Origin of the sequence: Pseudomonas sp. WC2 (assembly GCF_050586545.1) — a bacterium.
Lineage (GTDB): Bacteria > Pseudomonadota > Gammaproteobacteria > Pseudomonadales > Pseudomonadaceae > Aquipseudomonas.
The window spans coordinates 46,093-67,290 of sequence record NZ_JBOBDR010000007.1 but is presented as its reverse complement, the minus strand read 5'-3'; the positions used below and the strand labels follow the sequence as shown (position 1 = coordinate 67,290).

17 protein-coding genes and 1 pseudogene are annotated in these 21,198 nt (G+C 60.4%); 10 read left to right on the top strand and 8 right to left on the bottom strand.

All coding sequences use genetic code 11. From position 1 onward, the window contains the following. Positions 1 to 34 precede the first annotated feature (34 nt). From rnc to pdxJ, 4 genes are all read left to right on the top strand, one after another. Positions 35 to 724 (top strand): ribonuclease III, encoded by a 690-nt coding sequence (gene rnc, locus ACQ4OE_RS10435; protein ID WP_016986099.1) that lies wholly within the window; start codon positions 35 to 37, stop codon positions 722 to 724. After that, complete coding sequence (gene era, locus ACQ4OE_RS10430) at positions 717 to 1,619, top strand: GTPase Era (RefSeq protein ID WP_016771562.1); 903 nt, start codon at positions 717 to 719, stop codon at positions 1,617 to 1,619. Before rnc ends, era begins: the two co-directional genes overlap by 8 nt. A gap of 166 nt (positions 1,620 to 1,785) precedes the next feature. Then, a complete protein-coding gene (gene recO, locus ACQ4OE_RS10425) occupies positions 1,786 to 2,475 on the top strand; it encodes a DNA repair protein RecO (RefSeq protein ID WP_430946592.1) in 690 nt (229 codons plus the stop codon). A gap of 39 nt (positions 2,476 to 2,514) precedes the next feature. Next, a complete protein-coding gene (gene pdxJ, locus ACQ4OE_RS10420) occupies positions 2,515 to 3,258 on the top strand; it encodes a pyridoxine 5'-phosphate synthase (RefSeq protein ID WP_122595029.1) in 744 nt (247 codons plus the stop codon). A 127-nt stretch (positions 3,259 to 3,385) separates the two neighbouring features. On the opposite strand, the gene mltF is transcribed toward pdxJ, so the two are convergent. Continuing rightward, positions 3,386 to 4,846: a membrane-bound lytic murein transglycosylase MltF gene (mltF, locus tag ACQ4OE_RS10415; protein WP_122595028.1), complete on the bottom strand. Its 1,461-nt coding sequence runs from the start codon at positions 4,844 to 4,846 to the stop codon at positions 3,386 to 3,388. A 285-nt stretch (positions 4,847 to 5,131) separates the two neighbouring features. On the opposite strand from mltF, the gene purL reads away from it, so the two are divergent. The 3 genes and pseudogenes from purL to ACQ4OE_RS10400 all read left to right on the top strand — a co-directional run bounded on the left by purL (position 5,132) and on the right by ACQ4OE_RS10400 (position 10,817). After that, positions 5,132 to 9,028, top strand: coding sequence for a phosphoribosylformylglycinamidine synthase (purL, locus tag ACQ4OE_RS10410; RefSeq protein WP_430946591.1), 3,897 nt, complete (start codon positions 5,132 to 5,134; stop codon positions 9,026 to 9,028). 20 nt (positions 9,029 to 9,048) lie between these two features. After that, complete coding sequence (locus tag ACQ4OE_RS10405; protein WP_150617221.1) at positions 9,049 to 9,360, top strand: YqfO family protein; 312 nt, start codon at positions 9,049 to 9,051, stop codon at positions 9,358 to 9,360. Positions 9,361 to 10,455: 1,095 nt separating this feature from the next. After that, a pseudogene (locus ACQ4OE_RS10400) lies at positions 10,456 to 10,817 on the top strand (DUF6124 family protein). Between the two features lie 259 nt (positions 10,818 to 11,076). On the opposite strand, the gene nagE reads toward ACQ4OE_RS10400, so the two are convergent. The 7 genes from nagE to ACQ4OE_RS10365 form a co-directional block, all read right to left on the bottom strand. Then, positions 11,077 to 12,789 carry an N-acetylglucosamine-specific PTS transporter subunit IIBC gene (gene nagE, locus ACQ4OE_RS10395; protein ID WP_430946590.1) on the bottom strand — a complete coding sequence of 571 codons (1,713 nt, stop codon included), beginning with the start codon at positions 12,787 to 12,789 and terminating at the stop codon, positions 11,077 to 11,079. A 23-nt stretch (positions 12,790 to 12,812) separates the two neighbouring features. Beyond that, positions 12,813 to 15,326 (bottom strand): phosphoenolpyruvate--protein phosphotransferase, encoded by a 2,514-nt coding sequence (ptsP, locus tag ACQ4OE_RS10390; RefSeq protein ID WP_430946589.1) that lies wholly within the window; start codon positions 15,324 to 15,326, stop codon positions 12,813 to 12,815. Positions 15,327 to 15,360: 34 nt separating this feature from the next. Next, positions 15,361 to 16,383 carry an SIS domain-containing protein gene (locus ACQ4OE_RS10385; RefSeq protein WP_122595022.1) on the bottom strand — a complete coding sequence of 341 codons (1,023 nt, stop codon included), beginning with the start codon at positions 16,381 to 16,383 and terminating at the stop codon, positions 15,361 to 15,363. Then, positions 16,364 to 17,470, bottom strand: coding sequence for an N-acetylglucosamine-6-phosphate deacetylase (gene nagA, locus ACQ4OE_RS10380; protein ID WP_122595021.1), 1,107 nt, complete (start codon positions 17,468 to 17,470; stop codon positions 16,364 to 16,366). Before nagA ends, ACQ4OE_RS10385 begins: the two co-directional genes overlap by 20 nt. A 30-nt stretch (positions 17,471 to 17,500) precedes the next feature. Beyond that, positions 17,501 to 18,232 carry a GntR family transcriptional regulator gene (locus ACQ4OE_RS10375; RefSeq protein WP_339450008.1) on the bottom strand — a complete coding sequence of 244 codons (732 nt, stop codon included), beginning with the start codon at positions 18,230 to 18,232 and terminating at the stop codon, positions 17,501 to 17,503. A gap of 284 nt (positions 18,233 to 18,516) precedes the next feature. Further along, entirely contained in the window at positions 18,517 to 19,032 is a 516-nt protein-coding gene (locus tag ACQ4OE_RS10370) for a L,D-transpeptidase family protein (RefSeq protein WP_430946588.1), read from the bottom strand. A gap of 73 nt (positions 19,033 to 19,105) precedes the next feature. After that, positions 19,106 to 19,660: an NUDIX hydrolase gene (locus tag ACQ4OE_RS10365; protein WP_430946587.1), complete on the bottom strand. Its 555-nt coding sequence runs from the start codon at positions 19,658 to 19,660 to the stop codon at positions 19,106 to 19,108. Positions 19,661 to 19,806: 146 nt separating this feature from the next. Here ACQ4OE_RS10365 and ACQ4OE_RS10360 point away from each other — a divergent pair, with 146 nt between their 5' ends. From ACQ4OE_RS10360 to ACQ4OE_RS10350, 3 genes are read left to right on the top strand one after another with little or no spacing between them, the layout of a single operon-like run. Continuing rightward, on the top strand, positions 19,807 to 20,406 hold the full coding sequence (locus tag ACQ4OE_RS10360) for a CoA pyrophosphatase (protein WP_430946586.1): 600 nt from the start codon (positions 19,807 to 19,809) through the stop codon (positions 20,404 to 20,406). A gap of 44 nt (positions 20,407 to 20,450) precedes the next feature. Then, positions 20,451 to 20,975, top strand: coding sequence for a gamma carbonic anhydrase family protein (locus ACQ4OE_RS10355; protein WP_430946585.1), 525 nt, complete (start codon positions 20,451 to 20,453; stop codon positions 20,973 to 20,975). Then, positions 20,972 to 21,187, top strand: a complete 216-nt coding sequence (locus ACQ4OE_RS10350) for a DUF1289 domain-containing protein (RefSeq protein WP_122595014.1) — start codon at positions 20,972 to 20,974, stop codon at positions 21,185 to 21,187. Before ACQ4OE_RS10355 ends, ACQ4OE_RS10350 begins: the two co-directional genes overlap by 4 nt. The last annotated feature ends 11 nt before the right edge of the window (positions 21,188 to 21,198 follow it).

Here is a 21,198-nt window from a genome sequence, read left to right as displayed (position 1 = left end):
TGGAATCCAGCCACGAACTCAGCGTGGGTAAACCGTGAGCGTTTCTCTAAGCCGTCTCGAGCGCCAGCTCGGTTACACCTTCAAGGATCAGGAGCTGATGCTGCTGGCCCTCACGCACCGCAGTTTTGCCGGGCGTAACAACGAACGCCTGGAATTCCTCGGTGATGCCATCCTCAACTTCGTCGCTGGCGAGGCGCTGTTCGATCGCTTCCCGTTGGCCCGCGAAGGCCAGTTGTCGCGTTTGCGCGCACGCCTGGTGAAAGGTGAGACGCTGGCCGTACTGGCTCGTGGTTTCGACCTTGGCGATTACCTGCGACTGGGTTCCGGTGAGCTGAAGAGCGGCGGTTTCCGTCGCGAATCGATCCTCGCCGACGCCCTCGAAGCCTTGATCGGCGCGATCTACCTCGACGCCGGCATGGACATGGCACGCGAGCGCGTGCTGGCCTGGCTGGCTGGCGAGTTCGAAGGCCTGACGCTGGTCGACACCAACAAGGATCCGAAAACCCGTTTGCAGGAACACCTGCAATCGCGCGGTTGCGATCTGCCACGCTACGAAGTGGTGGATATCCAGGGCGAGCCGCACTGCCGAACCTTCTTCGTCGAGTGCGAAGTTGTCTTACTGAATGAAAAAAGCCGAGGTCAGGGTGTCAGCCGTCGTATTGCCGAACAGGTAGCGGCCGCTGCAGCACTGATTGCCCTGGGCGTGGAGAATGGCAATGACTGATACAAACGCAACTCGCTGTGGCTATGTTGCCATCGTCGGCCGTCCCAACGTCGGTAAGTCGACGCTGCTCAACCACATCCTCGGCCAGAAGCTCGCGATCACTTCGCGCAAGCCGCAGACCACGCGCCACAACATGCTCGGGATCAAGACCGAGGGTGACGTGCAAGCGATCTACGTCGACACCCCGGGCATGCACAAGGGTGGCGAAAAGGCCCTGAACCGTTACATGAACAAGACCGCTTCGGCGGCGTTGAAAGACGTCGACGTGGTGATCTTCGTGGTTGATCGGACCAAGTGGACCGATGAAGACCAGATGGTTCTCGAGCGCGTGCAATACGTGACCGGCCCGCTGATCGTCGCACTGAACAAGACCGATCGCATCGAAGACAAAGCCGAGCTGATGCCGCATCTGTCGTGGTTGCAGGAACAACTGCCGAACGCGCAGATCATCCCGATTTCGGCGCAGCACGGGCACAACCTCGAAGCGCTGGAAAAAGTCATCGCCGATCATCTGCCGGAGAACGATCACTTCTTCCCGGAAGACCAGATCACCGACCGCAGCAGCCGTTTCCTCGCCGCTGAACTGGTGCGCGAGAAGATCATGCGCCAGATGGGGGCCGAGCTGCCGTACCAGATCACCGTGGAAATCGAAGAGTTCAAGCAGCAGGGCAAAACCCTGCACATCCATGCTTTGATCCTCGTTGAACGTGACGGTCAGAAGAAGATCATCATTGGCGACAAGGGCGAGCGCATCAAACGCATCGGCACCGAAGCGCGCAAGGACATGGAGCTGTTGTTCGACTCCAAGATCATGCTCAACCTGTGGGTCAAGGTGAAGGGCGGCTGGTCCGACGACGAACGTGCACTGCGTTCGCTGGGTTACGGCGACCTGTAAACCCGATTCAGATAACACCGATTACCCACTGTGGGAGCGAGCCTGCTCGCGAAGAGGATGTAACATTCAGCATTGATGTTGACTGTCACTCCGCCTTCGCGAGCAGGCTCGCTCCCACAGTGGTTTTGGGGTGAGTGTAAAACCGCGTTTCTTCATCGAGAACTCAATGTCGCAAAACCCGCCTCCCGCCCAACCCGCCTACGTCCTGCACAGTCGCGCCTATCGCGAAACCAGCGCGTTGGTCGACTTCCTCACGCCGCAAGGTCGGCTGCGGGCGGTGTTGCGCAGCGCGCGGGGCAAGGCCGGGACATTGGCGCGGCCGTTTGTGGCGCTGGAAGTCGAGTTTCGTGGCAAGGGCGAATTGAAAAATGTCGGGCGCATGGAAAGCTCCGGAACCTCCGCTTGGCTAAACGGCGAAGCGCTGTTCAGTGGCCTCTACCTGAATGAATTGCTGATCCGTTTGCTGCCCGCTGAAGATCCCCATCCGGGCGTATTCGATCACTACGCCGCAACGTTGCTGGCACTCGCCGAAGGTCGACCGCTGGAGCCGCTGCTGCGCTCTTTCGAATGGCGCCTGCTGGACGATCTCGGTTATGGCTTCTCGCTGAACACCGATATCCACGGCGAGCCAATCGCGGCGGATGGCCTCTATCGCCTGCAAGTGGATGCCGGGCTCGAGCGTGTTTACTTGCTGCAACCGGGCCTGTTCAACGGCGTTGAATTGCTGGCCATGGCCGAAGCCGACTGGACTGCCCCCGGCGCGCTGTCCGCCGCCAAGCGCCTGATGCGTCAGGCGTTGGCCGTTCACCTGGGCGGTCGCCCCCTCGTAAGCCGCGAGCTGTTTCGCAAGCCCTGATATGCTGTGCGCCGAATCTCTCAATTCAGGAGCGCATCCGTGACCACCAGCAATCGCATTCTTCTTGGCGTGAACATCGACCACGTCGCCACCCTGCGTCAGGCCCGTGGCACGCGCTATCCGGATCCGGTCAAGGCGGCGCTGGACGCGGAAGAGGCGGGCGCCGATGGCATCACCGTGCACCTGCGTGAAGACCGCCGGCACATTCAGGAACGCGACGTTCTGCTGCTCAAGGACGTGCTGCAAACCCGCATGAACTTCGAAATGGGCGTCACCGAAGAAATGATGGCGTTCGCCGAGCGCATCCGTCCGGCGCACATTTGCCTGGTCCCGGAAACCCGTCAGGAACTGACCACCGAAGGCGGTCTGGATGTGGCGGGGCAGGAAGAGCGCATCAGGGCTGCGGTTGAGCGACTGTCGAAGATCGGCAGCGAAGTGTCGCTGTTCATCGATGCCGACGAGCGTCAGATTGCGGCCTCCAAGCGCGTGGGCGCTCCAGCCATCGAGCTGCACACCGGGCGTTACGCCGATGCTGAAACCCCGACCGAAGTGGCAGAAGAGTTGAAGCGTGTGGCGGACGGTGTGGCGTTTGGTCTGGCCCAGGGCCTGATCGTCAATGCCGGTCATGGCTTGCATTACCACAACGTTGAAGCGGTGGCGGCGATCAAGGGCATCAACGAACTGAACATCGGCCACGCGCTGGTGGCGCATGCTTTGTTCGTGGGCTTCAAGTCTGCCGTGTCCGAAATGAAGGCGCTGATTCTGGCCGCTGCCAAGCCCTAAAGGTCACCGCATAACAACTGTGGGAGCGAGCCTGCTCGCGAAAGCGTTGTATCAGTCAAAGATGATGTCGACTGACACGACGCCTTCGCGAGCAGGCTCGCTCCCACAATTTGTTTTGGGGTGTTGGTTAGAGCGGGGCAGGTTCTTGAGCGGGTTTTGACTTGTCGATCGCCGGCACATGCAAATTGCCTTCAGCCACCTGATCGCCCTCAAGCTGCGGCTGCGTAACCCAGGTCAAAATGTCGTAGTAACGACGAATGTTCGCCACAAAATGCACAGGCTCGCCGCCTCGGGCGTAGCCATAACGCGTCTTGCTGTACCACTGCTTCTGCGACAGACGCGGCAAAATCTTCTTCACGTCCAGCCACTTGTCCGGGTTCAACCCTTCCTTGGCCGTCAGTTTGCGCGCGTCATCCAAGTGGCCACTGCCGACGTTGTACGCTGCCAAAGCAAACCAGGTGCGATCCGGTTCCTTGATCGAATCGTCGAGCTGATCCTTCATATAAGCCAGGTACTTGGCGCCCCCCATGATGCTCTGCTTCGGATCGAGGCGGTTGGACACGCCCATTGCCTGTGCAGTGTTCTGGGTCAGCATCATCAGCCCGCGTACACCGGTTTTCGAAGTGACAGTCGGCTGCCACAACGATTCCTGATAGCCGATCGCCGCCAGCAAGCGCCAGTCGACTTTTTCTTTCTTCGCGTAACTCTTGAAGTGCTGTTCGTATTTCGGCAAGCGCTGCTGCAGATGCTGGGCGAAGGTGGTGGCGCCCATGTAGCCGAGAACGTCGACGTGGCCGTAGTAGCGATCCTTCAAGCGTTGCAGGGTGCCATTCTTCTGCACCTTGTCGAGGTAAGCGTTGATTTCGTTGAGCAGGCTGTTGTCTTCGCCCGGGCCGACGGCCCAGCTCTGGCTCCGCGCATCGCCGAGGTCGAAAGCCACGCGGATGTTGGTGAAATACACCTGATTCATCGCCACTTCGTTGGAATCGACCAGCGTCAGGTCGATCTGGCCTTCATCAACCATGCGCAGCAGGTCGACCACCTCGACCGCGTCGGACTCTTCGTACTCGATGCCGGGAAATTTCTGTTTCAGCTCGGCCAGTTGCTCGGCGTGGGTGCTGCCCTTGAGCACCATGATCTTCTTGCCGACCAGATCACCGGCGTCGGTGGGCCGTGACTGACCGTTGCGGTAGATGATCTGTGGGGTGACTTCGAGGTAGGAGTGCGAGAACCGCACCTGCTTCTTGCGCTGTTCGCTGCTGACCAGACCGGCCGCCGCCAGCACCGGGCCGTTCGGTTTGCCGATCTGGTTGAACAGGTCGTCGAGGTTATCGGCGGTCTCGATCTTCAGTTCGACACCCAAATCGTCGGCGAAGCGCTTCACCAGCTCGTACTCGAAGCCGGTTTCGCCGCTGCGATCCTGAAAGTAGGTGGCAGGGCTGTTACGGGTAATCACCCGCAGCACACCATCCTCCTTTACGCGCTCGAGTGTGTTGGGTTTATCAACACAACCACCGAGCATCAGGAAGAGTCCGGTTGCGATCAGCCATTTGGCGTACCGCGGACGCAAAGCCGTTGGGAAAAACATCTGCGCAGTATACGCAAACGGCCACGGGCGCCATATCTCGACAGCGTAGGACGAGTCTGCTATTGGTCACAAAATCGAGCGAAACCCCACAGGAATGGGCCTGCGCAGCTTTTTGTTACCGAAAAAATAAGGCTTCGGAATGCAGTCGATTTATCTGACTCTGGAGGCAGAAACACAGATTGGTGTCCGAGTGCAACCGTGCGTAGCGTTTCGGGTGATGTTGAGGGCGGTTTAGGCTAGAATGCACGGCCTCAAAGCACACCCCTTCCCGAGGCTGTCCCGAAGATGTTGATCCTGCGCGGCGCTCCTGCCCTTTCTGCCTTTCGCCACAGCAAACTCCTTGAGCAACTGAGCCAGAAGGTTCCAGCTGTCAGTGGCCTGTATGCTGAATTCGCTCACTTCGCCGAAGTCACCGGCGACCTGACCGGCGACGAACAGCAGGTGCTTGCGCGCCTTCTGAAGTACGGTCCAAGCGTTCCGGTACAAGAGCCGACCGGTCGTCTGTTTCTGGTGTTGCCGCGTTTCGGCACCATCTCGCCATGGTCGAGCAAGGCCAGCGACATCGCCCGCAATTGCGGTCTGAGCAAGATCCAGCGTCTGGAGCGCGGTATCGCCTTCTACGTGGCCGGTCAGTTCACCGAATCTGAAGCGCAACAGATTGCCGACGTGCTGCATGACCGCATGACGCAAATTGTGCTGGCCAACCTCGAACAGGCCGCCGGTCTGTTCAGCCACGCCGAGCCGAAGCCGCTGACTGCAATCGACATCCTCGGTGGCGGTCGCGCCGCGCTGGAAAAAGCCAACACCGAGCTGGGCCTGGCCCTGGCGGAAGACGAGATCGACTATCTGGTCGACGCCTTCAACGGTTTGAAGCGCAACCCGCACGACATCGAACTGATGATGTTCGCCCAAGCCAACTCCGAGCACTGCCGCCACAAGATCTTCAACGCCAGTTGGGATATTGATGGGGAGAACCAGGAAAAAAGCCTGTTCGGCATGATCAAGAACACCTACGTGATGCACAGCGAAGGCGTTCTGTCGGCTTATAAGGACAACGCCTCGGTGATCGTCGGCAACGTAGCCGGCCGTTTCTTCCCGAACCCTGAAACCCGTCAGTACGGCGCGGTGCAGGAGCCGGTGCACATCCTGATGAAGGTTGAAACCCACAACCACCCGACCGCAATCGCTCCGTTCCCGGGCGCGTCGACCGGTTCCGGCGGCGAGATCCGTGACGAAGGTGCAACCGGTCGCGGCGCCAAGCCAAAGGCTGGCCTCACCGGTTTCACCGTGTCGAACCTGCAGATCCCGGGCTTTGAACAGCCGTGGGAAGTGCCGTACGGCAAGCCTGAGCGCATCGTCACCGCGCTGGACATCATGATCGAAGGCCCGCTCGGCGGCGCCGCGTTCAACAACGAATTCGGTCGTCCGGCCCTGACCGGCTACTTCCGTACCTTCGAACAATCAATCACTACCCCGCACGGTGATGAAGTTCGTGGTTACCACAAGCCGATCATGCTCGCTGGCGGCATGGGCAACATCCGCGAAGAACACGTCAAGAAAGGCGAGATCGTGGTCGGCTCCAAGCTGATCGTCCTCGGTGGCCCGGCGATGTTGATCGGTCTGGGCGGCGGCGCTGCTTCCTCGATGGCCACCGGCACCAGCTCGGCGGATCTGGACTTCGCTTCCGTACAGCGTGAAAACCCTGAAATGGAGCGTCGTTGCCAGGAAGTCATCGACCGTTGCTGGCAACTGGGTGACAAGAACCCGATCAGCTTCATCCACGACGTCGGTGCGGGCGGTCTGTCCAACGCCTTCCCGGAACTGGTCAACGACGGCGACCGCGGTGGCCGTTTCGAACTGCGCAACATTCCCAACGACGAGCCGGGCATGGCCCCGCACGAAATCTGGTCCAACGAATCCCAGGAACGCTACGTTCTGGCGGTCGGCCCGGAAGACTTCGAGCGCTTCCAGGCGATCTGCGAACGTGAGCGTTGCCCGTTTGCCGTAGTGGGCGAGGCGACTGCCGAGCCGCAACTGACCGTGACCGACAGCCACTTCGGCAACAACCCGGTGGACATGCCACTGGAAGTGCTGCTGGGCAAAGCCCCGCGCATGCACCGTTCGGTAGTGCGCGAAGCTGAGCTGGGCGATGACTTCGATCCGTCGAACCTCGACATCAGCGAATCCATCGAGCGCGTTCTGCACCACCCGGCCGTGGCGAGCAAAAGCTTCCTGATCACCATCGGCGACCGCACCATCACCGGCCTCGTGGCCCGTGACCAAATGGTCGGCCCGTGGCAGGTCCCGGTGGCCGACGTTGCCGTCACCGCGACCAGTTTCGACGTTTACACCGGTGAAGCCATGGCGATGGGCGAGCGCACTCCGCTGGCACTGCTCGACGCTCCGGCGTCGGGCCGCATGGCCATCGGCGAAACCCTGACCAACATTGCTGCGTCGCGCATCAACAAGCTCTCCGACATCAAACTGTCGGCGAACTGGATGTCGGCCGCCGGCCACCCGGGCGAAGACGCGCGTCTGTACGACACCGTGAAAGCGGTCGGTATGGAGCTGTGCCCTGAGCTGGGCATCACCATTCCGGTGGGCAAGGACTCGATGTCCATGGCCACCCGTTGGAACGATAACGGCGAAGAAAAAACCGTGACCTCGCCAATGTCGCTGATCGTGACCGGTTTCGCGCCAGTGGCTGACATCCGTCAGACCCTGACCCCGGAACTGCGCATGGACAAGGGCACCACCGACCTGATCCTGATCGACCTCGGTCGCGGTCAGAACCGTATGGGTGCTTCGATCCTTGCACAGGTTCACGGCAAGCTTGGCAAACACGCGCCGGACGTCGATGACGCCGAAGACCTGAAAGCCTTCTTCGCCGTGATCCAGGGCTTGAACGCCGACGGTCACCTGCTGGCTTACCACGACCGTTCCGACGGTGGTCTGCTGACTTCCGTGGTGGAAATGGCCTTCGCCGGCCACTGCGGTCTGAGCCTGAACCTCGACAGCGTTGCCGAGTCCTCGGCGGAAATCGCTGCAATCCTGTTCAACGAAGAACTGGGCGCAGTGATCCAGGTTCGTCAGGACGCCACGCCAGACATCCTCGCGCAATTCAGCGCCGCCGGTCTGGGCGACTGCGTTTCCGTGATCGGTCAGCCGATCAACAATGGCCAGATCAACATCACCTTCAACGGTGACACCGTGTTCGAAGGTCAGCGTCGTCTGCTGCAACGTCAGTGGGCCGAGACCAGCTACCAGATCCAGCGTCTGCGCGACAACGCCGACTGCGCCGAGCAAGAGTTCGACGTGCTGCTGGAAGAAGACAACCCGGGCCTGAGCGTCAAGCTCAGCTACGACGTCAATCAGGACATCGCCGCGCCTTACATCAAGAAAGGCATCCGCCCACAGGTTGCCGTGCTGCGTGAGCAGGGCGTCAACGGTCAGGTGGAAATGGCGGCCGCGTTCGACCGCGCCGGTTTCAACGCGATCGACGTACACATGAGCGACATTCTCGCTGGCCGTGTCGACCTGAACGAGTTCAAAGGTCTGGTGGCGTGCGGTGGTTTCTCCTACGGCGACGTGCTCGGCGCCGGTGAAGGCTGGGCCAAGTCGGCACTGTTCAACAGCCGTGCCCGCGATGCGTTCCAGGGCTTCTTCGAACGTAACGACAGCTTCACCCTCGGCGTGTGCAACGGTTGCCAGATGATGTCCAACCTGCACGAGCTGATCCCGGGCAGCGAGTTCTGGCCGCACTTCGTGCGCAACCGCTCCGAGCAGTTCGAAGCGCGCGTGGCGATGGTGCAGATCCAGGAGTCGAACTCGATCTTCCTGCAGGGCATGGCCGGTTCGCGTATGCCGATCGCCATTGCTCACGGTGAAGGTCACGCCGAGTTCTCCAGCGAAGAAGCACTGCTGGAAGCCGATCTGTCGGGTTGCGTGGCGATGCGTTTCGTCGACAACCATGGCAAGGTCACTGAGTCGTATCCGGCCAACCCGAACGGTTCGCCGCGCGGGATTACCGGTCTCACCAGCCGTGATGGCCGTGTAACGATCATGATGCCGCACCCGGAGCGTGTGTTCCGTGCGGTGCAGAACTCGTGGCGTTCGGAAGACTGGAACGAAGATGCACCGTGGATGCGTATGTTCCGTAATGCGCGGGTCTGGGTAAACTAAAAGCGGGTGAACTAAGGTCTGTGTACAAGCTCGCTTTTTTTGTTCCTGACAGTCATGTCGAGGTGGTCAAAGGGGCCGTGTTCGCCGCCGGTGGTGGGCGGATCGGTGACTATGACCACTGTGCCTGGCAGGTGCTCGGTCTGGGCCAGTTTCGACCTTTGGACGGGAGTCAGCCGTTCATTGGTGAGGCGGGGCAGGTTGAGCAGGTTGAGGAATGGAAGGTTGAGCTTGTGGTGGCGGATGAGTTGATCGTTGCTGTTGTGGCGGCTTTGAAGCTCAGTCATCCGTACGAGACGCCGGCTTATGAAGTGTGGCGGCTCGAAGATTTCTGACCTTTCTTGCTGCTGAAATGGGAAACCCGCAGATGAGTGATTGTCTGCGGGTTTTTTGTTGCCCCCGATTTGCTTTTCTGTAGGAGTGAGCCTGCTCGCGATGGCGCCCTGACAGGCGACCATGCTCTGTCTGGCTGAGTGAGTATCCGTTTCTTCGGTTGCTGCGGCTGGCGGTTTCGCCCTTACGGCGACTCACTTTTTTACAAACGCCTAAAAAAGTAAGCAAAAAACGCTTGCCCCAACGTTCGGCCCACTCGCTAAAGCTCGGGGTTCCTTCGCTCCGGGATCCATCCGGGCGCATCGCCTACGGTTTGCTTCGCTGCACCTCCTCTCGATGCATTTGGCTACGCCAAACGGTCGCTGCGCTCCCACCCCCGGATAAATCCCTCCACTCAGCCTGCCGACGGGGCCTGTGGATCAAGATCAAGAGCAGCAGCCGAGCTAACGCTCATCCTGTTCGAGTGGTGTGTGATCGACTTGGGTTTTGTGCTGGATTCGCCCCTCATCGGAACGCGGCCCCCCGCCCAGCCCTCTCCCGAGGGAGAGGGCGCCGATTTGTGTGCTATTCAAGCCTGAGTTTGATTCGGAGAGAGCGGGCCGATTTGTGGGGGGCGAAACTGAGTTCGGCTAGGGGAGGGAGAGTGACGGATTTATGGGCTTTTCAAAACCTGAGTTCGGCTCGGTCTTTCACGTCGGTGTATCTCGCCCGAACACCTTGGTCAGTCCCCTCTCCCTCTGGGTGAGGGCTAGGGTGAGGGTTTGCTTTTGGCTGTTTAATGATGTGTCGAATAGCCAGAACCTTCCCACAAGGTTTTCAGGTTGTCCGTCGGACGCGCGCTCTCTAGTCTTCGCCTGTCGCTGCCAATTCAGCGACCGGGCGTGAGATCCCCGGAATGCTTGCAACTAGCGCCAACACCACGATAATTGGCGCCAGCTCAATCTGCTGCCTGTTTTATGGCGGCTGTGTGCGGGCAGACTTCGGTCTGGCCGGTTGCCTGCTCCGGTGGATCTCACCCTGCACATAGCTGCCACCTCTTCGCCGCGTGAGATCCGGCGAACGATGGCATCCCCACTTGCAGTAGCAGGAGTTGAACTTTGGACAAGCTAATACCAGATCCACCCCCGAAACCACCACCCCACTCGAAGCCGCCATCCACGCCGAAGACCTCGCCAAAAACCGCGAAGCCATCAAGCGCGCCCTCGATTTCTACCTCAGCCCCGAACCACAAAAGCCGCGTCAACCGAGCACGATGTTCCTCGTCCACCCCAGCGTCGACACCGAAAGCCTGCTCGCCCACGCCTGTGAATCGTTGGCCTCAGCAAACGCCATGGCCAGCAACTTCGCAACCGAGCTAGGCGGCTTGCAACGCAGCACGGCACTGGCCATCCAGCAAATCATCATGCTCGCCGAACTCGCAGTAAACCGCGCGCTGGATCGAGTCGATCCACAAACCTGACGACCGCGTCATCGTTCATCGCCAGCAGGCTGGCTCCCACAAAGTCGTGCACGATTTTGAGATCAGTGAAGAACCAGTGGGAGCCTGGCTTGCCAGCGATGGCGGCCTGATGGCCGACCTGATTCTTCGGATAGATAGCTTCCCTGTAGGAGCTGTCGAGTGAAACGAAGCTGCGATCTTTTGATCTTGCTTATGATTGTAAAAAGCAAAATCTAAATATCGCAGCCTGCGGCAGCTCCTACATGGGTGATGTGTGGGGTCAGACTTTGGCGCTAACTTCGCTACGATTCACCAGACTTTCCAGCGCTCCACTCAAACTCGCCGCCTTATCCCCCACCAGCAAATGCCAGACCCCGCCATCCAACTGGCTGACACCGTGACAACCCAGCTCTTTCAATTGCGCCTCAGACAACGCCTTGCCATCCGCCAATTGCAGGCGAATCCGCGTCATCGCAATGCAATCCAGTTGCAGCACATTGTCGCCACCGCCCAACGCATTCAGCCATTGCTGCGCCTCGGAACCCGCAACGGCTACAACTTTCGGCTCATCAACAACAGCCGTCTCAACCAAAACTGCACGTCCGAGAGCAGGCATCGCCAGGCGAATCTCATCGGCAATACTGTCCGCCATCGGCCCGACCACAACCTGCAAACTGCCGCCCTTGCCGGGACGCACCACCGCCATCGCACCCAGCGCTTTCAGATCCGCATCCGACACTTTATTGCGATCAACCATCTCCAGTCGCAGCCGCGTGGTGCACGCGCCAACCGTTAGCAGATTTTCAGCACCACCCAATGCCTTGATGTAAGCACTGGCGCGCTCGTTTTCAGTGAGCACGGCTTTCTCAGCAGTAGCCACATCCTCACGCCCCGGCGTTTTCAGATTGAAGCGACGAATGCAGAAGTCGAAGACGAAGTAGTAAATGACCGCATAGGCAAGGCCGACCGGAATCACCAGCCAACCATTGGTCGAGCGGCCCCAGCCGAGAATCATGTCGATGAATCCGCCGGAGAAAGTGAAGCCCAAATGGATGTTCAAGGCATTGGTGATTGCCATCGACAACCCGGTCAGCAGCGCATGCAGCAGATACAGCAGCGGTGCCAGGAACATAAAGGCGAATTCAATCGGCTCAGTCACCCCGGTCAAAAACGAAGTCAGTGCCATCGACAGGAAAATCCCGCCCATGACTTTGCGGCGTTCCGGCAGGGCGTTGCGGTACATCGCCAGACACGCCGCCGGCAGGCCGAAGATCATCATCGGGAACATGCCGGTCATGAACTGGCCGCCCTTCGGATCGCCGGCGAAGTAGCGCGACAGGTCGCCGGTCACCAATGCCCCGGTGGTTGGATCGGTGAAGTTGCCGAACACAAACCACGCCATGTTGTTGAGGATGTGGTGCAGGCCGGTGACGATCAGCAGGCGGTTGAACACGCCAAACACGAACGCGCCGATACTGCCGCTTTCCATCATCAGCGCGCCGAAAGCGTTGATGCCGTGCTGGATCTGCGGCCAGATGTAGCCGAACACCACGCCGAGGCCGACCGCCGCGAACCCGGTGACAATCGGCACAAAACGCCGCCCGCCAAAGAACGCCAGATACTCCGGCAGCTTGATGTCCTTGAAGCGGTTGTACAGCGCGCCGGCCATCAGGCCGCTGACGATACCGGCGAGCATGCCCATGTTGATGGTCGAGTCGAGCACCTTCAGCGTCGAGATCATCACCAGATAACCGATCACCCCGGCGAGGCCGGCGGTGCCGTTGTTGTCCTTGGCGAAACCGACGGCGATGCCGATGGCGAAGATCATCGCGAGGTTGGCGAAGATCACCTGGCCGGCATCGTGGATGATCGCGATGTTCAGCAGGTCAGTGTCACCCAGCCGCAGCAGCAGTCCGGCAATCGGCAGGATCGCGATTGGCAGCATCAGTGCGCGGCCGAGGCGTTGCAGGCCTTCGATGAAGAGTTGATACATGGCGTTTGTCCTTGTTGTTTTTGTTAGCGCAGAGGCCAATGTTGATGACAGGCGTGGCGCACGGCGGCGGCGCTGCTCAGCTTGAGCAGGTCGCGACTGAGGCGCTGGCATTCGGCTTCGTGCACCTGGCGCACGCGATCCTTTATCTCGCCGATCTGCACCGGGCTGACGGAGAGTTCGCTGACACCGAGCCCGATCAACACTGGCGTGGCCAGCGGATCGGAGGCGAGGGCGCCGCAGACGCCGACCCAGCGCTTGTGCACCGCCGCGCCCTCGCAGGTCATGGCGATCAGGCGCAGCAGCGCCGGGTGCAGGGCGTCGACGCGGGCGGCTAACCCAGCGTGATCGCGATCCATCGCCAAAGTGTATTGCGACAAATCGTTGGTGCCGATCGAGAGGAAGTCGGCGTGTTCGGCGAGTTGTTCGGCTTGCAGCGCGGCGGCCGGGACTTCGATCATCACGCCGATTTCCGGGCGTTGGCTCATGCCCAGCTCGATGCACAAGGCATCGACGCGCTGGCGGATGTGCAGCAGTTCATCCACTTCGGTGACCATCGGCAACAGGATCCGGCAGCGGCGCAACGGGCTGACTTGCAGCAGCGCGCGCAGTTGCTGATCAAGGATTTCCGGACGCGCCTGAGCCAGACGAATGCCACGCAGACCGAGCACCGGATTGGCCTCGATGGGCAGCGGCAGGTAGTCGAGTTGCTTGTCGCCGCCGACATCGATGGTGCGGATGATCACCGACTTGTCGCCCATCGCATCGATCACGGCTTGATAGGCGCTGCGCTGTTCCTCGACGTCCGGAGCAGTCTGCCGATCAACGAACAAAAACTCGGTGCGCAACAGGCCTACACCATCGGCGCCATTGGCAAAGGCGTCCGCCGCTTCAGCGCTGGAGGCGACATTGGCGACGACTTCGATGTGCACACCATTGCGGGTTTCGGCCGGCAAGTGCGCTTTGGCTTGTTGAGCTTCGCGACGTTGTTGGCGATCGATTTGCGCCTGCTGAACTTCAGCCAGACGATCAGCGTTGGGCGTCAGTTCGAGGCGACCTCCGTCGGCATCGAGCACCACCGATTGCCCTTGCGGTTGATCCAGCAGCGCCGAACCCAGTGCAACCATGCACGGCAGACCCTTCCCGCGAGCGAGAATCGCCACGTGCGACGTCGCGCCACCCTCGGCCATGCACAACCCGGCGACACCTTGAGCGCTGAGTTGCAGCAGATCCGACGGCGTCAATTCATGCGCGGCGACGATGGCGCCGGCAGGCACGTCGTAATTCCACGCCTCACCGAGCAACGCGCGCAACACCCGTTGTTTGAGGTCGCGCAGATCATTGGCGCGTTCGGCCAAGAGTGCGCTGCCGGTGTGTTGCAGCACTTCGCATTGCACGTCGATCGACTGGCTCCAGGCGTGAGTCGCCGCAGTGCCTCGTTCGATGGATTGCTGTGCCGCGTCGAGCAGCGCCGGGTCTTCAAGCAACGCCAAGTGCGCGGCGAAGATCGCTTCTTCGTCGGCGTTCTTGTGTTTTTTCGCTTGGGCGAGGGTGCCGTTGATTTCGCTGCTGACCTGTTGCAGTGCAGCTTCAAGCACTTGCTGTTGTTGCCGCGGATCGTGATTGCCCGTGTCCACCGGCAAGCTGATCGCGTTCAAGCGAAACAGCTGCCCACCGACGAATCCCGGCGCAGCGCAAACCCCGTGCAACACGCCAGCCTCGGCCGGGCGCTTAAGAGGGGCAACACTGACCGGTGCCGCCGCGTGATGCTCATCCGGCAGCGCCGTGGCCAATGCCGTGAGCAACGCTTGCAGCGCCGCTTCAGCATCCGGCCCCTGACAACTGACCTGCACTTCGTCCTGCTCGCCAATCGCCAGGCCCATCAAACCAATCAGGCTGTTGCACGGCGCTGATTTACCGGCGAAGTGCAGTTGCGACTGGCTTTTGAAACCTTGCGCCGTCTGCCGAACCAGCGCTGCCGGGCGCGCATGCAAACCGCCGCGATGAGCCACCAACACATGACCCTGAACCTCCGGCCCGCCGACGACTTCAGCGCTCGCTGCCGAATCATTGCGCGCCACAATGTGCAGCAACGGTTCGCCGACTTTCACCGCTTTAAGCGTGATCGGGCGTACCTGGAAATCCTGACTGTTGGTCAGGATCAACAGGCTGACGAGGCTTTTGCATTGCTGGCCGACCTTGTCCAGGTCATAGCGTAACAACGGCTGGCCCTGAGTTACGCGGCCACCTTCCTTGACCAGCATCGAGAAACCTTCACCGTTCAACTCCACGGTGTCGAGGCCCAGGTGCAGAAGGATTTCCGCGCCGTTGTCGGCACGTACGGTGAGTGCGTGGCCGGTACGCGCGACGTGAATGATCACCCCGGCGCACGGCGAATACAGTGTGTCGTTGATCGGGTCGATGGCGATGCCGTCGCCCATCGCGCCGCTGGCGAACACCGCGTCCGGGACTTTGGCGAGCGTGAGCACCGGGCCGCTGAGCGGGGCGCTGAGGGTCAGCTCATTATTGTTGTTGTGCATGGCTCGGTCTCATCAGGTCTGCAGTCATTCGGGCTTAGTGCGTACGGGTTACTTTGCTCAGGTGACGCGGCTGATCCGGGTCCATGCCACGGGCCACGGCCAGGCCTGCAGCCATCACGTAGAAACTCTGGATCGCCAGAATCGGATCGAGGGCCGGGTGTTCGGCGCGGGTCAGGGTCAGGTCGCGTTCGCTGACATCGTCCGGCGCGGCCAGCAATACACGGGCGCCGCGTTGACGCATTTCCGCCGCCAGACTCAGCAGGCCAGCCTGCTCGGCGCCGCGTGGGGCGAAAACCAGCAGCGGATAGTGTTCGTCGATCAGCGCCATCGGGCCGTGACGGACTTCGGCGCTGCTGAACGCTTCGGCCTGAATCGCCGAGGTTTCCTTGAATTTCAAAGCCGCTTCCTGGGCGATGGCAAAACCGGCGCCGCGACCGATTACCATCAGACGTTCGCAATCGCGTAGCGCTTCGATGGCCGCGCTCCAGTCCTGTTTGGCGGCTTCGCGCAGGCCTTCAGGCAGGGCGTTACCGGCCTCGAGCAATTCGCTGTCCTCTTTCCAGTGCGCGATCAGACGAGCACTGGCGCTGAGGGTGGCGATAAAACTTTTGGTCGCGGCGACGCTGCTTTCAGTCCCGGCGAGCAGTGGCACGCTGAATTCACATGCGGCTTCCAGCGGCGAATCGGCGGCGTTGACCATCGACACGCTCAGCGCGCCACGCTTGCGCAGCAGACGCAGGCTATTCACCAGATCCGGACTCTGCCCCGATTGCGAAAAGGCGAACGCGACCTGACCGCTGACCTTCAGCGGCGCCTGCTGCATGGTCACCACCGACATCGGCAACGACGCCACGGGCACACCCAATTGCTGCATGGTCAGGTAGGCGAAGTAGCTCGCCGCGTGGTCGGAACTGCCGCGTGCAACGGTCATCGCCACTTGCGGCGGCTGACGGCGCAGGCGCCCGGCGATCTCGATCATTTGCGGGTCGAGCTGTTGCAGTTGGGCTTGCACGGCCTCGAACGAGGACAGCGCCTCCTCAAGCATTTTTGAAGTCAATGTCTTCTCCTTCGACCATGACGGCGGTCAGTGTGAGTGAGCGATCCAGCCGCACGCAGTCGGCCCAGGCACCCGGTTGCAGGCGCCCGCGTTCGGTGATGCCGAGGTAATCGGCGGGAAATTGCGACAGACGCTGCGAGGCCTCGGCGATCGGCAAACCGATTTTCACCAGGTTGCGCAGGGCCTGATCCATGGTCAGCGTGCTGCCGGCCAAGGTGCCGTCGGGCAGGCGCACGCCGCCCAGGCATTTGGTCACGGTGTGGCTGCCGAGCTTGTACTCACCGTCGGGCATGCCGGCGGCGGCGGTCGAATCGGTGACGCAATACAGGCAGGGGATCGAGCGCAGAGCCACGCGGATGGCGCCGGGATGCACGTGCAGCAAATCGGGGATCAGCTCGGCGAATTTGGCGTGAGCCAGTGCCGCGCCGACGATGCCCGGCTCGCGGTGATGCAACGGGCTCATGGCGTTGTAGAGGTGGGTGAAACTGGTCGCGCCAGCCTCCAGTGCGGCGACGCCTTCTTCGTAGCTGCCGAGGGTGTGGCCGATTTGCATGCGTACACCACGGCTGCTCAGTTCACGAATCAACGCATCGTGACCGGCAATCTCTGGGGCAATCGTAATAACGCGGATCGGCGCCAGCGCCAGATAGTCTTCGACTTCGGCCATCAGCGCGGTGTGGGCGAAATTCGGTTGTGCGCCGAGTTTGCCGGGATTGATGTACGGGCCTTCGAGGTGTACGCCGAGCACTCGCGCGGCACCTTTCGGACGCTGTTCGCAGAACTCTCCTACTTCCTTCAAGACGCTGGAGATCTCCGCGCTCGGCGCGGTCATGGTGGTGGCCAGCAGCGAAGTGGTGCCGAACCGCACGTGGGTTCTGGTGATGGTCTCGAAGGCGCTGGCGCCTTCCATGATGTCTTTGCCGCCACCGCCATGCACGTGCAGGTCGATGAAACCCGGGAGCAGATACGGCAGGTCATTGTCGGCCGGGTCGCAGGGCACGCCTTCGATCGACACGACTTTGCCGTGTGCGTGGATCAGCCGGCCGCGAATCCAGCCGTCAGCGGTGAGGATGTTGTCTTCGGACATTTCGCTTCTCTCGTTTGGCTCAGCTGCTGATCAGCGGCGAAGCTCTGCAACAAAGTCGTAGTAATCGTTGCGGCAATAGGTGTCGGTGACTTCGATCGGCGTGTTGTCTTCCAGATAGCCAACCCGGGTCATCAGCAACATGGCGGTGCCGGGGGCAATGCCGACCAGCGCGGCAAACTCGTCCGAGGCGTTGATCGCCTGAATGTGCTGCAAGGCGCGGACGATCGGTTTGCCGATGCCGTCGAGGTATTCGTAGAGCGAATCGCCGACCTGCTGTGGTTTGGGCATGATCGAGGCGGGCAGGGTGCTCATCTCGATGGCCATCACCGTGTCATCGGCTTTGCGCAGACGTTTCATGCGCGCGACCTTGTCGTTCGGCGACAGGCCGAGGCGGATCAATTCTTCGTGGGTTGGCAGGGTGATTTCGCGTTCCAGCCACTGTGAGCTGGGCACGAAGCCTTTGAGGCGAAGCATTTCGCTGAAGCCCGACAGGCGTGACAACGGTTGTTCCAAGCGCGGGGTGATAAAGGTGCCGGAACCTTGCAGGCGGCGGATCAGGCCTTGATCGAGGAGGACTTCCAGCGCCTTGCGCGCGGTCACTCGGGAGATGCCCAGCAGTTCGCTGAGGTTGCGCTCCGAAGGCATCGCCTGCTCGGACTTCCACTGGCCGGCATGAATGGCGGCTTCAAGGTTGCGCGCCAATTGCAGGTACAACGGTGTCGGTTGAGTGTCGTCAGGGCGTAAGGCCTGGAGGTCATTCATGTCAGTCGTTTCCGGCACCGATGTAGGATTGTTTTAAGTCGGTTGTCGGGCGAAAGCTAATACCACTTGAATACCATGTCAACGCAGTGAAATCGTCTGTAGCCCGCGTATATCGGGGCTTTGAGCGGGGGTGGTCTGAAGTGGTATTACAGGCGGGTATCGAAAAGCAAAAGATCGCAGCCTGCGGCAGCTCCTACAGGTTGAAGTGGTATCACCTCTGTAGGAGCTGCCGCAGGCTGCGATCTTCTGATTTATTTTTTTTGCGGGTGACCAGCGGTCGCTGATTAAGGGCGAATCTCGATCATCGTGCCGTCTGGCACCATGTTCCACACTTCGCGCATGTCGACGTTACGCATGGCGATGCAGCCGTCGGTCCAGTCCAGGGTGTGGAGCAGGATCTCCGGGTTGTCTTCGGAATCCGGCGTACCGTGGATCATGATCATCCCGCCAGGTTCGACGCCTTCGCGACGGGCGCGGGCCGAGTCGGTGATGTTCGGGTAGGAGATGTGCATCGACAGGTTGAATTTGTCGCTGGTCTTGCGCCAGTCGATCCAATAGAAACCTTCCGGCGTGCGTTTGTCGCCTTCAATCAGTTTCGGACCTTTTTTCGCGCCCTTGCCCAACGAGATGCGATAGGTCTTGAGTGGCTTGCCGTCGGCGATCAACTGCAGTCGATGTTCGGATTTAAGCACCAGGACTTTCTCGATGAGCGGGGTATTCGACGGCGTCACGGTGGTCACGAATGACGCTTGGGAGACGGTAACGAACGACAGGCAGAACAGGGCAAGCAACCAGCGCATTGAAACGATTCCCCAAGAATGAAGCAGATAAGTGTTGTGTAGGAGCTGCCGCAGGCTGCGATCTTTTGATCTTCTAACCAACAATGACCGGCTGCACCAGCGGCGGAATCGATTCCGTACGAACCGGATACGCCTCGATACGCCGATCAGCGAAGAAGCATTCTAAGGTACGCCCCACCGTGCGGAAAGCCAGCTCGTCCCACGGGATGTCGGCTTCGTCGAATAGTTGCACTTCGAGGCTCTCGGGGCCGGCGGCAAAGTCCAGATCCACCAGTTCGGCACGGAAGAACACGTGCACCTGACTGATGTGCGGCACATCGATCAGCGTATAGATGCTCAGGTTGCGCACGCGGGCGCAGGCTTCTTCGGCGGTTTCGCGCACGGCGGCCTGCTCGATGGTCTCGCCGTTCTCCATGAATCCGGCAGGCAACGTCCAGTAACCGAGGCGCGGTTCGATGGCGCGACGACACAACAGCACTTTGGTGCCCCAGGTCGGCACGCAGCCGGCGACGATATTGGGGTTCTGATAGTGAATGGTCTGACAGCTGTCGCAGACAAATCGCAGCCGCGAATCGCCTTCGGGAATGCGCTGGGTGACCGGGTTACCGCAGTGGCTGCAAAATTTCATGCTGGGCTTCCTGAATGCTGCGCCTATCTTGGCGTGCAGCGGTGCCGGTCGGCAAGTTGTCGTTTCGCGACATGGCGAGTTTCGGGGCTTGGGCGCCTGCAATGATTGGTGCATGATGCAGGGTAAGGCACTGATCGAGAACACTCATGCTGGACGAGCTACTGCATCGGGTAAGCAACCACACACCGCGCACGCTGGAGACCGACAAACGTTTCCCCGAGGCCGCCGTTCTGGTGCCGATCACCCGCAGTGACGAGCCGGAACTGGTACTGACCCTGCGCGCCAGCGGGCTCTCGACCCACGGCGGCGAAGTCGCTTTCCCCGGTGGGCGCCGTGATCCGGAAGACCCGGATCTGATTTTCACCGCCCTGCGCGAAGCGGAAGAGGAGATCGGTCTGCCGCCCGGACTGGTCGAAGTGATCGGCCCGCTCAGCCCGCTGATCTCCCTGCATGGCATCAAGGTCACGCCCTATGTCGCTGTGATTCCTGATTTCGTCGAGTATCAGCCCAATGATGCCGAGATCGCCGCGGTGTTCAGCGTACCGCTTGAATTCTTCCGTAAAGACCCCCGCGAACACACCCATCGTATCGACTACCAGGGTCGCAGCTGGTACGTGCCGAGTTATCGATTTGGTGAATACAAGATCTGGGGCCTGACGGCGATCATGATCGTCGAGTTGATCAATCTGCTCTATGACGCCAAGATCAGCCTGCACCAACCGCCGAAAAGCTTTATCAACACCTGAGCCATCGTTCGAATGGCCATACCGTGAGCCCTGAGGAAAACAAGATGAAATACCGCTTGGGCGACGCCCGTGTCGAAACCCATCCACAGAGCTGGGTCGCACCTAATGCCGTGCTGGTAGGCAAGGTCAAACTCGAAGAGGGCGCCAACGTCTGGTTCAACGCCGTGCTGCGTGGCGACAACGAACTGATCCTGATCGGCAAGAACAGCAACGTGCAGGACGGCACCGTCATGCACACCGACATGGGCTTTCCGCTGACCATCGGCACCGGCGTAACCATCGGCCACAACGCCATGCTGCATGGCTGCACCGTCGGCGATTACAGTCTGATCGGCATCAACGCCGTCATTCTCAATGGCGCGAAAATTGGCAAGAATTGCATCATCGGCGCCAACTCGCTGATTGGCGAAGGCAAAGAGATTCCTGATGGTTCGCTGGTGATGGGCTCGCCGGGCAAGGTCGTGCGCGAGCTGACCGAGCCGCAGAAGAAGATGCTCGAAGCCAGCGCCTCGCACTATGTGCATAACTCACAGCGTTATGCGCGTGATCTGGTTGAGCAAGAAGAATGACGACCGCCGAACGACCCGTTGCCTCGCCGTGCGTGAATATTTGTGCGCTGGATGACGATGATATTTGCACCGGGTGCCAGCGTACGGTGGCAGAAATCACCCGTTGGAGCCGCATGAGCAATGACGAGCGTCGCGTGGTGTTGGGCTTGTGTCATGAACGGGCGAAGGCGAGTGGGTTGGTGTGGATGATCCCTGGGAAACCAGGCGCCTGAACCACCGCTTT